The organism is Kitasatospora sp. NPDC002965 (assembly GCF_040611255.1).
Lineage (GTDB): Bacteria > Actinomycetota > Actinomycetes > Streptomycetales > Streptomycetaceae > Kitasatospora.
Genome location: NZ_JBEXNT010000113.1, coordinates 1 through 13,256, shown reverse-complemented (window position 1 = coordinate 13,256; position 13,256 = coordinate 1). Strand labels below are relative to the sequence as shown.

General features: G+C 70.9%; 12 protein-coding genes. 3 read left to right on the top strand and 9 right to left on the bottom strand.

The genetic code is table 11. From position 1 onward, the window contains the following. Positions 1–287: 287 nt before the first annotated feature. Positions 288–494, top strand: coding sequence for a hypothetical protein (locus tag ABZY91_RS32085; RefSeq protein WP_355406495.1), 207 nt, complete (start codon positions 288–290; stop codon positions 492–494). Between the two features lie 152 nt (positions 495–646). Here the strand turns inward: ABZY91_RS32085 and ABZY91_RS32080 are convergent, their stop codons facing one another. Beyond that, positions 647–1,108 carry a metal-sensitive transcriptional regulator gene (locus ABZY91_RS32080; protein WP_355406493.1) on the bottom strand — a complete coding sequence of 154 codons (462 nt, stop codon included), beginning with the start codon at positions 1,106–1,108 and terminating at the stop codon, positions 647–649. Between the two features lie 393 nt (positions 1,109–1,501). Here ABZY91_RS32080 and ABZY91_RS32075 point away from each other — a divergent pair, with 393 nt between their 5' ends. Further along, a complete protein-coding gene (locus ABZY91_RS32075) occupies positions 1,502–2,122 on the top strand; it encodes a DUF47 family protein (protein ID WP_329884012.1) in 621 nt (206 codons plus the stop codon). A gap of 5 nt (positions 2,123–2,127) precedes the next feature. After that, the gene (locus ABZY91_RS32070) at positions 2,128–3,126 is read left to right on the top strand and encodes an inorganic phosphate transporter (RefSeq protein WP_329884013.1); all 999 of its coding nucleotides are present in this window, start codon (positions 2,128–2,130) and stop codon (positions 3,124–3,126) included. A 211-nt stretch (positions 3,127–3,337) separates the two neighbouring features. Here the strand turns inward: ABZY91_RS32070 and pstB are convergent, their stop codons facing one another. The 8 genes from pstB to mshD all read right to left on the bottom strand — a co-directional run bounded on the left by pstB (position 3,338) and on the right by mshD (position 13,041). Continuing rightward, positions 3,338–4,114, bottom strand: a complete 777-nt coding sequence (gene pstB, locus ABZY91_RS32065; RefSeq protein ID WP_329884014.1) for a phosphate ABC transporter ATP-binding protein PstB — start codon at positions 4,112–4,114, stop codon at positions 3,338–3,340. 66 nt (positions 4,115–4,180) lie between these two features. Continuing rightward, positions 4,181–5,257 carry a phosphate ABC transporter permease PstA gene (pstA, locus tag ABZY91_RS32060; protein WP_355406490.1) on the bottom strand — a complete coding sequence of 359 codons (1,077 nt, stop codon included), beginning with the start codon at positions 5,255–5,257 and terminating at the stop codon, positions 4,181–4,183. After that, positions 5,254–6,234 carry a phosphate ABC transporter permease subunit PstC gene (gene pstC, locus ABZY91_RS32055; RefSeq protein WP_329884017.1) on the bottom strand — a complete coding sequence of 327 codons (981 nt, stop codon included), beginning with the start codon at positions 6,232–6,234 and terminating at the stop codon, positions 5,254–5,256. Before pstC ends, pstA begins: the two co-directional genes overlap by 4 nt. Positions 6,235–6,380: 146 nt before the next feature. Continuing rightward, entirely contained in the window at positions 6,381–7,514 is a 1,134-nt protein-coding gene (pstS, locus tag ABZY91_RS32050; protein ID WP_355406488.1) for a phosphate ABC transporter substrate-binding protein PstS, read from the bottom strand. 244 nt (positions 7,515–7,758) lie between these two features. Beyond that, the gene (locus ABZY91_RS32045) at positions 7,759–8,181 is read right to left on the bottom strand and encodes an NUDIX hydrolase (RefSeq protein ID WP_355406513.1); all 423 of its coding nucleotides are present in this window, start codon (positions 8,179–8,181) and stop codon (positions 7,759–7,761) included. A gap of 58 nt (positions 8,182–8,239) precedes the next feature. Continuing rightward, a complete protein-coding gene (locus ABZY91_RS32040) occupies positions 8,240–9,358 on the bottom strand; it encodes a CHAD domain-containing protein (RefSeq protein WP_355406486.1) in 1,119 nt (372 codons plus the stop codon). Positions 9,359–9,508: 150 nt separating this feature from the next. Continuing rightward, positions 9,509–11,686 (bottom strand): RNA degradosome polyphosphate kinase, encoded by a 2,178-nt coding sequence (locus tag ABZY91_RS32035; RefSeq protein ID WP_329884030.1) that lies wholly within the window; start codon positions 11,684–11,686, stop codon positions 9,509–9,511. Between the two features lie 416 nt (positions 11,687–12,102). Then, a complete protein-coding gene (gene mshD, locus ABZY91_RS32030; RefSeq protein ID WP_329950641.1) occupies positions 12,103–13,041 on the bottom strand; it encodes a mycothiol synthase in 939 nt (312 codons plus the stop codon). Positions 13,042–13,256 lie beyond the last annotated feature (215 nt).

Genomic DNA, 13,256 nt, shown 5'->3' with positions numbered 1-13,256 from the left:
CTGGTGGCCCGGCCGCGTCCCGGCCCTGGGCCCAGGCCCAGGGCCCGGCGGCGCTACGGCGCTTCGGCGCGGACAAGGAGGCCGGAGGAGGGGACCCGGCGCGGGGGCCGGGAGCGGGGCGAAAGGGGACACCGTCGGACCGGGTGGGCCCGGGATACCTGCCGGGCCACCCGTTTCGGCGGCTCCGAGATGGCCCGTCCGTGCCATGTGGGCGGGCTCCGGAGTGCCTAGGCTGGACGTCGGGTGGCTGCCGCCCGGGCTGGCGAGGCGCTGAAGGGGTGGTGCAGGTGATGTCGTCCACGGGCAGCCGCAGCGGCGGCCACGACGACGCGGCCCTCGACGAGATCGAGCTGGCCGGCGAGCTGATGATCGCGGCCACGGCCAGCAGCGGCGACCGTCTGCCGACCGAACGGATCGACGAGGTGCTGCTCGACCGGCCCGACGGCGGTCCGGTCACCGGGCCCGTGCGGAACGGCCTGGAGTTCGACGACTGAGGCCGGGAGCGACCGGCCGGGGACCGTGGGCCGGGACGGCCGGGAGTGGCCCACCGGGACCAGGACGGCCGGAAGCAGGACAGCCCGAAGCAGGGCGGCAGGGAACGGGGCGGCCGTCGGTCGAACGGCCGGGGCGTACCCCGGCCGCGCGTTCAGCTGCGCAGGAGGCGGGCGATGGCCGCGGTGGCCTCGGCGACCTTGGCGTCCAGCTCGGTGCCGCCCTCCTCGGCGGCAGCGGCGACGCAGTGCCGCAGGTGCTCCTCCAGCAACGAGAGCGCGAAGGACTGGAGGGCCTTGGTGCTGGCCGAGACCTGGGTGAGCACGTCGATGCAGTAGACGTCCTCGTCGACCATGCGCTGCAGGCCGCGGATCTGGCCCTCGATCCGGCGCAGCCGCTTGAGGTGGGCGTCCTTCCGGGCGGTGTACCCGTGCGGCCCCCCGTGGGCACCGTGGTGCCCGACGGCGTCGGCGGTGGCCGCGGCGCCGGCAGGATCGGTGGCGACGGCGGTGACGGCGGCCGACGTGGTCGCGTCCGGCGCGGTCTGCTCGCCATGCGCTTCCGCCCCGGCCGCCGGCGCCGGCTCCGGCTCGGTGCGCGCTTGCGTGGTGGTCATCGGCCCGCCTTCGTCTGAGTGCCTGGGTGGCTGCGTCGGCATCCAGTGTCCAACACCGGGGCCGGTCGTGGTGTTCCTCCGTACCGGTCGGCCGGTACGGAGGAGCGGTACGCGGCGGGGGCGGGGCGCGGACGGGGCGCGCGCCCGGGGGCGGGCGCGGTTCCCCCGTCCGGGGAACACCCCGGTCTTCCCGGCGCACGGCAGGGGCGATCCGGGCGAGGTTCCGTCAGACTGGGGGCTCACGCCCACACCTGGGATGCAGGCCGGGCCCACGGCTGCGGCAGCCGAACGGAAGGGGAAGTTCCGGCTCCTCTTCGACCACCCCGTTTGCGCAATTGCGCTTGGTTGCACCTAGCATCGTTCAGTCCCCTACCCCGCACATCGGAGATTTCCGTGCGTTTTAGCCTGACCCCGAAGGAGACGAGCTTCTACGACATGTTCACCGCTGCCGCGGAGAACCTGGTCGTCGGTTCGAAGCTCCTGCTGGAACTGCTGGGATCAGACGTGTCGGCCCGCGCGGAGATCGTCGAGCGCATGCGCGCCGCCGAGCACGCCGGAGACGACACCACCCATGCGGTCTTCCACCAGCTGAACTCGTCCTTCATCACGCCCTTCGACCGCGAGGACATCTACAACCTCGCCTCGTCGTTGGACGACATCATGGACTTCATGGAGGAGGCCGTCGACCTGGTCGTCCTCTATGACATCCAGACCCTCCCCAAGGGCATCGAGCAGCAGATCGAGGTGCTGGCCCGGGCTGCCGAGCTCACCTGCGAGGCGATGCCGAACCTGCGCAGCATGTCCAACCTGACCGAGTACTGGATCGAGGTCAACCGGCTGGAGAACCAGGCCGACCAGATCCACCGCAAGCTGCTCGCCCACCTGTTCTCGGGCCAGTACGACGCCATCGAGGTGCTCAAGCTCAAGCAGGTCGTGGACGTCCTCGAACAGGCCGCGGACGCCTTCGAGCACGTCGCCAACACGGTGGAGACCATCGCGGTCAAGGAGTCCTGACCCTCGTGGACACCGCTGCACTCATCGCCGTCATCGGCGTTGCGTTCTTCTTCACCTACACCAACGGCTTCCACGACTCGGCGAACGCGATCGCCACCTCGGTCTCCACCCGGGCGCTCACCCCCCGGGCCGCGCTCGCGATGGCCGCGGTGATGAACCTGGCGGGCGCCTTCCTGGGCAGCGGGGTGGCGCACACCGTCTCCCAGGGCATCATCGAGACCCCGACCGGCAACCAGGGGATGGCGATCCTGTTCGCCGCGCTGGTCGGAGCGATCGCCTGGAACCTCGTCACCTGGTACTTCGGTCTGCCGTCCTCCTCCTCGCACGCGCTGTTCGGCGGCATGGTGGGTGCGGCGCTGGCCGGCGGTACCGAGGTGATCTGGAACGGAGTCATCGACAAGATCATCATTCCGATGATCGTCTCGCCGGTGGTCGGCCTGGTCGGCGGCTTCCTGGTGATGCTGGCGATCCTCTGGATCTTCCGGCGGGCCAACCCGCACCGGGCCAAGCGCAACTTCCGGGTCGCACAGACCGCGTCGGCCGCCGCCATGGCCCTCGCGCACGGCCTGCAGGACGCCCAGAAGACGATGGGCATCGTAGTCATGGCCCTCACCATCTCGGGCCACGAGTCCGAGGGCGACCCGATCCCGGTCTGGGTGAAGATCTCCTGCGCCACCATGCTCTCGCTCGGCACCTACGCGGGCGGCTGGCGGATCATGCGGACCCTCGGCCGGAAGATCATCGAGCTGGATCCGCCGCAGGGCTTCGCGGCCGAGGCCACCGCCTCGACCGTCATGTACATCACGTCGTTCGTCTTCAAGGCGCCGATCTCCACCACCCACGTGATCACCTCGGCGATCATGGGAGCGGGGGCCACCAAGCGGATCCGCGCGGTGCGCTGGGGCGTCGCCAAGAACATCGTCCTCGGCTGGTTCATCACGATGCCGGCGGCCGCCCTCGTCGCGGCGCTGGTGTACTGGTTCGTCCACCTGTTCTGGGGCTGACGGGCCGGCGCCCCGAACCCTGCGGACGTGACAGGGCCCGCCCCCACATCTCGGGGGCGGGCCCTTTTCCATGCTCCGCGGCGGCACCGCCATGCAGCACCGCGAAGCAGCTCTGGTCCGTCGGCCGTCTCCGGGCGTTGCCGGCCCGGAGACCGGAGACCGGCCACCGGGGACCGGAGGCCGGAGACCGGCTGTGACGGGGTGCTGCGGTCTAGCCGAAGCGGCCCGAGATGTAGTCCTCGGTCGCCTGCACGGACGGGTTGGAGAAGATCCGCTGCGTGTCGTCGAGCTCGATCAGCTTGCCCGGCTGGCCGACGCCGGCCAGGTTGAAGAAGGCGGTGCGGTCGCTGACGCGGGCCGCCTGCTGCATGTTGTGCGTCACGATGACGATGGTGAACTGCTCCTTCAGCTCGCCGATCAGGTCCTCGATGGCGAGGGTGGAGATCGGGTCGAGGGCGGAGCAGGGCTCGTCCATCAGCAGGACCTGGGGCTCGACCGCGATGGCGCGGGCGATGCAGAGGCGCTGCTGCTGGCCGCCGGAGAGGCCGGCACCCGGCTTGTTCAGGCGGTCCTTGACCTCGTTCCAGAGGTTGGCGCCCTTGAGGGACTTCTCCACGACACCGTCGAGGACGGACTTCTTGCGAACACCCGCGAGCTTCATCCCGGCGACCACGTTGTCGTAGATCGACATGGTCGGGAACGGGTTCGGGCGCTGGAAGACCATGCCGACCGCGCGGCGGACGGCGACCGGGTCGACGGTCGACCCGTACAGGTTCTCGTCGTCGAGGAGGACCTTGCCCTCGACCCGGGCGTTGGGGATCACCTCGTGCATCCGGTTGAGGGTCCGCAGGAAGGTCGACTTGCCGCAGCCCGAGGGGCCGATGAAGGCCGTCACCGAGCGGGGCTCGATGCTCATCGAGATGTCCTCGATGGCCTTGGTGCTGCCGTAGAAGGCGGACAGTCCGCTGACGTCGATGCGCTTGGCCATGTTCTTTCGTCTTCTTTCAGCCCGCGGCCGGGGGCCGCTCGTAGATGCCGGTCGTACGTCAGTCGGTCAGTGTCCGCCCTTGGGCGAGCGCCAGCGTGCGATGCCCCGGGCGATGAGGTTGAGCGCCATCACGAAGGCGATCAGCACGAGCGCGGCACCCCAGGCCCGCGCGTAGCCGAAGTCGTTGTTCACCATGGCGTACTGCTGCCAGATGTACATCGGCAGCGACTGCTGCGGACCTTCGAACGGGTTGGTGTTGATGATGTCCGCGCCGAAGACCAGCATCATCACCGGCGCGGTCTCACCCGTGATGCGGGCGACCGCGAGCATCACACCGGTGGTGATGCCGCCGATGGCGGTCGGGAGGACGATCCGCAGGATGGTCTTCCACTTCGGCACACCGAGTGCGTACGACGCCTCGCGCAGCTCGTTCGGGACGAGCTTGAGCATCTCCTCGGTGGAGCGGACCACGACCGGCATCATCAGGATGGCCAGCGCGAGGCTGCCCGAGAACCCGGAGTAGCTGAAGCCGAGGGCGATGTTCCACAGGGACAGGATGAACAGACCGGCGACGATCGACGGGACACCCGTCATGACGTCGACGAAGAAGGTGACCGCCTTGGCGAGCGTGCCCCGGCCGTACTCGACCAGGTAGACCGCGGTGAGCAGACCGATCGGCGCCGCCATCAGGGTGGCCAGCAGCACCTGCTGCATGGTGCCGATCAGCGCGTGGTAGATACCACCGCCGGGGCCCGAGTACCGCACCCCCTTCATGGAGTGCGTCAGGAAGTAGCTGTCCACCACCTCGGCGCCCTGCTGGACGGTGTAGGTGATGAGCGCGAGCAGCGGGATGACGGCCAGGATGAAGGCCACCCAGACCAGCGAGGTCGCGAACCGGTCCTTGGCCTGCCGGCGGCCCTCGACCTGGGCCGCGAGCCCGTAGCTGATGCCCAGGAAGAGGATCGCGGAGATCAGGCCCCACTGGAGCTTGCTCTCCAGGCCGCCGACCAGGCCGATGCCGCAGCCGAGGGCGATCGAGCCGGCGGCGATGGCGGCCGGGGCCCACTTGGGGAGCCGGTTGGCGGTCAGCGGGCGGTCGACCGGGCGGGCGTCCGCCGGAACGGACGTGGTCGCGGCGCTCATGCGTTGGCCCCCGAGTACTCCTTGCGGCGGGCGACGATCAGCCGCGCAGCACCGTTCACCAGCAGGGTGATCACGAACAGGACGAGACCGGAGGCCATCAGCGCGTCCCGGCCGAAGGGCTGGGCCTCGCTGAACTTCAGCGCGATGTTCTGCGCGAAGGTACCGCCACCCGGGTCGAGCAGGTGCAGCGAGAGGGAGTTGTTGGCGGAGAGCACGACGGCGACGGCGATGGTCTCGCCGAGCGCACGGCCCAGGCCGAGCATCGAGGCCGAGATGATGCCGGGGCGGCCGAAGGGCAGCACCGAGGTCCGGATCATCTCCCAGCGGGTCGCGCCGAGCGCGAGCGCCGCTTCCTCGTGCATCCGCGGCACCTGCCGGAAGACCTCGCGGCTGACCGCGGTGATGATCGGCAGGATCATGATGGCCAGCAGGATGCCGACGGTGAACAGGGTGCGCGGGGCGGTGCCGACCTTGGACTGGTCGAAGATGTACGTCCAGCCGAGGTACTCGTCCAGCCAGCTGGTCAGCCCGTACAGGTGCGGCACCAGGAAGAGCGCGCCCCAGAGGCCGTAGATGATGCTGGGCACGGCCGCCAGCAGGTCCACCAGGTAGGCGAACGGCTGGGCGATCCGGCGCGGGGCGTAGTGCGAGATGAACAGCGCGATCCCGATGGCCACCGGGACGGCGATCGCCATCGCGATCGCCGCGCTGACGATGGTGCCGAACGCGAGGACGGCGATGCCGAAGACCGGCTTCGGGGCGTCCGGCGTCCACTCGAAGGTGGTGAGGAAGTTGCCCTCGTTCTTGGTCAGCGCGATACCCGCGCGCCAGGTCAGGAAGCCTGCGATGGCGGCCATGATGACCAGCAGCAGGATGCCCGACCCGCGGGACAGGTTCATGAAGATCTTGTCGCCGACCCGGCTGTCACGCTTGCGGCGTTCCCTGCCTCGCGGGGCGGCAGGGGTGTTTGAAGTCATTGGTCTACTCCGGTCTGGTGGTGCTGCCCCGAGGGGGCGGCACCCTGGCGGCGGTGCCCCGGACGTGCTTCTAGGTCAATGCGTCCGGTGGAGCGGCCCCGGCCCCCCTCGTCCACGGGGCCGCTCCATCGGAGGTCCTGCTGAGGTCAGGCCAGCGTCGGGATGATCGCGTTGGCCTTGTCCGTCAGCTCCTTCGGCAGCGGGACGTAGCCCGCCTCGCCGACGGCCTTCTGCCCGGCGTCGCTGGCCGCGTAGGTCAGGAACGCCTTCAGGGCGTCGAGGCTCTCGGCCTTGTTGCCCTTGTCGCAGACGATCTCGTAGGTGACCAGGACCAGCGGGTAGGCACCCTCGTCCTTGGTGCCGTAGTCGAGGGTCAGCGCCAGGTCGCTGCCGGTGCCCGCGATCTTCGCCTTGGCGAAGGTGGTGGCGGCGTTGGCGGCGGTGGCCTCGACCGGCTTGGAGGCGCCGGTGTTGATGGCGGCGCTCTTCAGGTTGTTGGTCTGGGCGTAGGACAGCTCGGCGTAGCTGATCGAGTTCTTGACCTGCTTCACCTGGGCCGCGACACCGGCGGAGCCGTTCGCGCCCTGCCCGCCCTTGCCGGCCCACGCCTTGGCGGCCGGGTAGGCCCAGGCGCCGTTGGAGACCTTGGCGAAGTACTTGGTCAGGTTCTCGTTGGTGCCGGAGTCGTCCGTACGGTGGACGGCCTGGATGTCGGCGTCGGGCAGCTTGGCGCCCGGGTTGAGCGCCGCGATCGCCGGGTCGTTCCACTTGGTGATCTGCGAGTCGAAGATCTTGGCGGTGGTCGGACCGTCGAGGACCAGGTTGTCCACGCCGTCCACGTTGTAGACGATCGAGATCAGGCCGGCGACGAGCGGCAGGTTGATGCCCTGGCCACCGGTGCAGATCGCCTTGGTGGCGTCGACCTCGGCCGGCTTCAGCGGCGAGTCGGAACCGGCGAACTGGACCTTGCCCTGGGTGAACTGCTGGACACCGGCGCCCGAGCCGCCGCCGCCGTAGTTGACCGAGGACTCCTTGCAGGCAGCGGCGAAGTTCGTCTTCCAGACGTCGATCGCGTTGCCCTGCGCGGTGGAGCCGGCGGCCAGCAGCGCGGCCGGCTTGGGGCCGCACTCGATCTTGGCGGCCGGGGCGGCGGAGCCGCTGCCCGAGGCGCCGGTGGTGGTGTTCTCGTCCGAACCGCAGGCGGCGAGCGACAGCGAGCTGACGAGCGCCATGGCACCGATCGCGAGGGCCTTGGAGCGGCCGTTCCGCTGGAGCTTCACAGGGTGTCCCTTTCTGTGGCATTGCCCTGCGCGCGGGCCGTGCACGACACGGCGGAGCGCGGGTTCTGCTGTGGTCCGGGGCCTGTTCGGCCCTCCGGTGACACCGAAGTTAAGCCGGGTAGGTGACGCGTCAGCCGGTCGTAAGTGAACGGAGAGTGAACCTCGAACGGATGGCAGGAAACTACGTCAGGTAGTAACGGTTGCGTCACGACCCGGGCGCGGCGAGATCACTTCCACCGTTCCTTCACGACTCCGCGGACGCCGACCGGACCGGCCGCGCCCCGAGCAGCTCCAGCAGCGCGTCGACCAGCCGGCGGTCCCGCTCGTGGGTCAACCGGGCCCGGGCCTTCCCGGCCGGCAGCCACTCCAGCCGGTCCACCTCCCGGTTCGGCCGGAACTCCCCCGCCGCCGGCACCGCGGCCCAGTACCGGACCTCCTTGGGACGGCCCTGCGCCAGGTAGTGCTGGGCCGGCAGCTCCTCCCCCAGCACGCAGGTGAACCCGGTTTCCTCCCACACCTCGCGCAGCGCGGCCTCGACCACGCCCTCGCCCCGGTCCAGCTTTCCCTTGGGCAGGCTCCAGTCGTCGTACTTGGGCCGGTGGATCACCGCGATCCGGGGCCGCCCCAGCCGACCGCTCCTCTTCACCCGTCCCGGCAGCCAGAGCACGGCCCCGGCGGCCAGCACCACCGGTCCCCGGCCGGGGACCGCCGACCGTCTCCCCACCTCAGGCCGTCCGGGATTCCGCCGCCGTCCCCCAGCCGTCGGCCGGCGGCAGCTCCAGCCAGGCCTCCGGGCCGGGCGGCAGCTCCGGCCAGCGGCGCCCGAAGGCGTACCGGGCCGCCTCCACCTCCAGCCGCTGGTCGGCGTGGACCACGCCCAGCACGTACGCCGTCGCCGGGGTGATCCGCGGCGTGCGCGCCGCCGTCGCCGCCGCCACCGCCGCGTCCGAGGCCTCCTGGTGCCGCGCCAGCACCCCGTCCAGCTCGTCCAGCACCGTCGACGGCCGCCCGCACACCTCCAGCGCGTACCTGGCCCGCTTCACCAGGACCCTCGCCCGGTGCCACGGCGCGTCGTCCGCCGCCAGCGCCGCGTCCGCGTCCAGCGCGCCCCGGGCCTTCGGTGCCTCCTGCCCCTGGGCCGGCACGGTGTGCGCCACGGCCGCCAGCCGGCGCAGTCCGTCCCCTCCGTACGGCGTGGCCGCACGCTGCAGGGGCAGCTGCTGGACGCTCACCGCCAGCGCGGTGAGCGCCGCCCCCGCCTGCGGCAGCAGCACCGCGCCCGCCCGGCCCCCGGCCTGCTCCGCCAGCGGCGCATCCGCCACCAGCAGCGTCATCCGGTCCGCCAGCGCGTGCAGCCGCGCCGACCGCAGCTCCTGCAGCACCGTCGAGTGCGCCCTGGTCCGTGCCAGGGTCAGCTGCCGGTCCAGCAGCGCCCGGGCCTTCGGCGCCCCCACGTGGCCGGCCAGCATCCCCGGACCGTCCGCCTCGCTGCCGTTCAGCCCGTCCAGCGCACCCAGCAGCCGGGACGCCCGCCGCACGTACCCCGGCTCCAGCGCCAGCAGGTTGAGCAGCCAGCGCAGATCGGTCCGGGACTCCTGCGTCCAGCCCGGTTCGAGGACCGCGCCGAAGGTGTGCAGCAGCCCGTTGATCCGCCGCACCGCCCGCAGCAGGTCGTCCGTCCCCCCGGACGGGACGACGGACGCCCCCGGTCTGGCGCCGACCTCGCCCACGGCCAGCGGCAGCGCGCGCAGGAACGCACCCGCCAGGGCGGTGAGATGGCTGGAGAGGATGTCCCCGGCGGTCGCGGTGGAGGCCGCCTGGGCCGTCATCGGCGCATCGGTCATGACTAGGTAGATCCCCGTTCCCCCGGGGCCGTCCCCGGGGCTGGTGGCCGACCGCTCAGCGGCTCCCTACCGCTCAGCGGCTCGCGTCAGTGGATCGCGCGGTCGCGTCGTCGCGTCTCGCGTCAGCGGGGTCGTGGCGGCGACCGGCCGTCACCGGGCGGTGACGGCCCGGCGACGCTGACGCGAGTCGATGAGCAGGTCCTGGACGTGCCGCAGTTGCTTGCCCTCGGCGTCCTGCGCGTGCCGGGTCCACGACCCGTCCGCCCCGAGGTGCCAGGACTCCGTCTCGTCCGACATGCCGAGCTCGATCAGCCCCGACAGTTCCGCCCGGTGCGCCGGGTCGGTGATCCGCAGCAGCGCCTCGATCCGGCGGTCCAGGTTGCGGTGCATCATGTCGGCGCTGCCGATCCACACCTCCGGATCGCCGTTGTTGCCGAAGACGAACACCCGCGAGTGCTCCAGGAAGCGCCCCAGGATGCTGCGCACCCGGATGTTCTCGCTCAGCCCCGGCACCCCCGGCCGGATCGCGCAGATCCCGCGCACCCAGACGTCCACCGGCACCCCGGCCTGCGAGGCCCGGTACAGCGCGTCGATCACGGCCTCGTCGACGATCGAGTTGACCTTGATCTTCACGTGCGCCGGACGGCCGGCCCGGTGGTTGGCGATCTCGTTGTGGATCCGCGAGACCAGACCGTCCCGCAGACCGCGCGGCGCGGTCAGCAGCCGGCGGTACGACTCGCGGCGCGAGTATCCGGAGAGCCGGTTGAAGAGGTCCGAGAGGTCCGCGCCGACCTGCGGGTCCGAGGTCAGCAGACCGAGGTCCTCGTACAGCCTGGCCGTCTTCGGGTGGTAGTTGCCGGTGCCGACGTGGGAGTAACGGCGCAGGGTGTCACCCTCCTGCCGGACCACCAGCGACAGCTTGCAGTGCGTCTTCAGCCCGACCAGGCCGTAGACCACGTGGCAGCCGGACTCCTCCAGCTTGCGGGCCCACTTGATGTTGGCCTGCTCGTCGAAGCGTGCCTTGATCTCGACCAGGACCAGCACCTGCTTGCCGGACTCCGCCGCGTCGATCAGCGCGTCGACGATCGGCGAGTCACCGGAGGTCCGGTACAGCGTCTGCTTGATCGCCAGCACGTCGGGATCGGCCGCGGCCTGCTCCAGGAAGGCCTGGACCGAGGTGGAGAAGCTGTCGTACGGGTGGTGCAGCAGCACGTCCCGTTCCCGCATCGCCATGAAGATGTCCGGCTGCGAGGCCGACTCCACGTCCGTCAGTCCGCGGGCGGTGCCCGCCACGAACTTCGGGTACCTCAGCTCCGGCCGGTCCAGTTCCGCGATGCCGAACAGACCGGTCAGGTCGAGCGGACCGGGCAGCGGGAAGACCTCCGCCTCGGTGATGTTCAGCTCCCGCACCAGCAGGTCCAGGATGTAGGGGTCGATCGACTCCTCGACCTCCAGCCGCACCGGCGGGCCGAACCGCCGCCGCATGAGCTCCTTCTCCAGAGCCTTGAGGATGTTCTCGGTGTCGTCCTCCTCGACCTCGAGGTCCTCGTTGCGGGTCACCCGGAAGGCGTGGTGCGCGAGCACCTCCATGCCGGGGAAGAGCTCCTCCAGGTGCGCCCCCATGACGTCCTCCAGCGGCACGTACCGCTGCGGGGAGGCCTCCAGGAAGCGGGCCAGCGACTGCGGCACCTTCACCCGGGCGAAGTGCTTGTGCCCGGAGACCGGGTTGCGCACGACGACCGCCAGGTTCAGGGACAGCCCCGATATGTACGGGAAGGGATGTGCCGGGTCCACCGCCAACGGGGTGAGAACCGGGAAGATCTTCTGCCGGAACAGCGAGTGCAGCCGCGCCTGCTCCTTCTCGGCGAGCTCGGACCAGCGGACCACCTCGATCCCCTCGGCGGCGAGGTCCGGCAGCACCTCCTGCTGGAACGCGGCGGCGTGCCGTGCCATGAGCTCGCGCGAACGGGTCCAGATCAGGTCCAGCACCTCGCGCGGCTGAAGGCCCGAGGCGCTGCGCTGGGCCACTCCCGTGGCGATCCGGCGCTTGAGGCCGGCCACCCGGACCATGAAGAACTCGTCCAGGTTGCTGGCGAAGATCGCCAGGAACTTGGCCCGTTCCAACAGGGGGATCCCTGGGTCCTCGGCCAGTTCCAGTACGCGTTCGTTGAACGCGAGCCAACTGCGCTCGCGGTCCAGGAAGCGGCCCTGCGGCAGCTCCTCGAAGTCCTGCTCGTCCGCGGCCGGCAGCTCGGGCGGAATGCCGAGCGCACTGGACAACCGGGCGGGCGGGGACAGCGGGGCAGAGACGGGGCGGGGGATGCTCATGGGCTCCAGCTCCTCCAGCAGGACGGCGTCCGGACGCGAATTGCTCTGCGGGCCGTCGTCCTCGCCCAGCGCCAACGCCCACCCACCCGGCGCGGTCGTCACAGGACCGGCCAGCGGGTGTCGGCCGATGCTGCACGAGCGAGACACTACGGACTTCATCCTGTGATCTTCGCGGCATTAATTGAATCCACGGTAAACACCGCATGGCCAGGAGGAAAGCTGAGGCGGTCGGGGCCGGGGTGTAGGCGCACTACCGTTGCCTCGGCCCCACCTTCTCCGCTATCCGTCCGCCGGGCCGCGTGATGCCTCCGGGTCGCCTCGGTGGGGCCGTCCGACGGGGACCCCGGGACCTCCCTCCTCGTGCTTCCGGCGGGGACCCGTCCTGCTCCCGGGGCCTCGGTCGGCGCTCCTGGGCCTCAGCTGCGGCTTCGGCTGTCGGAGTACCGGGCCCGGTACATCAGGTCGATCTCGTGAATCGTGAATCCCAGTCGTTCATATACCCGCACAGCGGCCGGATTGTCGGCGTCGACGTACAGCAATACGGTTTCCAGCCCGCGCTCGCCGGCCCCGGTGCCCGTCAGGTGCCGCAGGCCGGCGGCGGTGAGTGCCCTGCCGAGCCCGCTGCCCTGCTCCGCCGGGTCGACCCCGACGACGTACACCTCGCCCAGGGCGGGCCCGGCCTCGGTCGCCGGGTGCACCTTGGTCCAGTGGAAGCCCACCACCCGGCCGTCCCGGGTGGCGAGGAAGAAACCGGCCGGGTCGAACCACGGCTCGGCCAGCCGGTCTGCCAGGTCCCGCTCGGTCCACGCGCCCTGCTCGGGGTGGTGGGAGAAGGCGAGGGCGTTGAGGCGGAGCCATTCGGCGTCGTCCTCGCCGGGGCGGAACGTCCTCAGCTCGACCCCGTCGGGCAGGGCCACCGCCTCGGTCTGCGGTCCGGTCCGGCGCATCTGCCGCAGCTCCCGGACCAGCTCGGCCCCGTACTGCCCGGCCAGGTGCCTGGCGGCCGGATGCCCGCCGTGCACCCAGAAGTCCACGGACTCCCGGCCGGCCCGGTGGGCCCGGGAGAGGACGGCGTCCACCAGCGGCCGTCCCAGACCGCGGCCGCGCGAGACCGGGGCGACGACGAGCTCGGCGGAGGGATTGGCGCCGGTCCCCTCCGGTACCTCCAACTGGCCGTAACCGACGACGCTCTCGGTCTCGGTCTCGGTCTCGACGAAGTGGATCACCCCCGGCCGGGCCGTCTCCGACGAGCGCAGACGCAGCCGCCCCTGCTCCGAGACCGCCGCGCGGCCGTCCACCGCCTGCGCGTCCTCCAGGACGCGCAGGGCGCCGTCACGTTGCTCCGGCCGCAGCACCTCGGTCGCGGCGACTTCCGCCGCGGGTCCGGTGGCAGGTCCGGTCACAGAGCCAGTTGTGTCGCCCGTTGTCGGCGTTCCGTCGTCCATGCCCTGACGATACGTCAACGGGAATCGGGGGGAAACGCAAAGAACCCCCGTCCGTATCCCGGACGGGGGTTCTTCACAATGATTGTTCGGCGGCGTCCTACTCTCCCACAGGGTCCCCCCTGCAG

Excerpts from the sequence above, each read along its gene's own strand:
- ABZY91_RS32035 (WP_329884030.1), bottom strand. The coding sequence starts at position 11,686 with ATGAGCATCCCCCGCCCCGTCTCTGCCCCGCTGTCCCCGCCCGCCCGG.
- ABZY91_RS32080 (WP_355406493.1), bottom strand. The coding sequence starts at position 1,108 with ATGACCACCACGCAAGCGCGCACCGAGCCGGAGCCGGCGCCGGCGGCC.
- ABZY91_RS32040 (WP_355406486.1), bottom strand. The coding sequence starts at position 9,358 with ATGACCGATGCGCCGATGACGGCCCAGGCGGCCTCCACCGCGACCGCC.
- pstB (WP_329884014.1), bottom strand. The coding sequence starts at position 4,114 with ATGGCCAAGCGCATCGACGTCAGCGGACTGTCCGCCTTCTACGGCAGC.
- pstA (WP_355406490.1), bottom strand. The coding sequence starts at position 5,257 with ATGAGCGCCGCGACCACGTCCGTTCCGGCGGACGCCCGCCCGGTCGAC.
- pstC (WP_329884017.1), bottom strand. The coding sequence starts at position 6,234 with ATGACTTCAAACACCCCTGCCGCCCCGCGAGGCAGGGAACGCCGCAAG.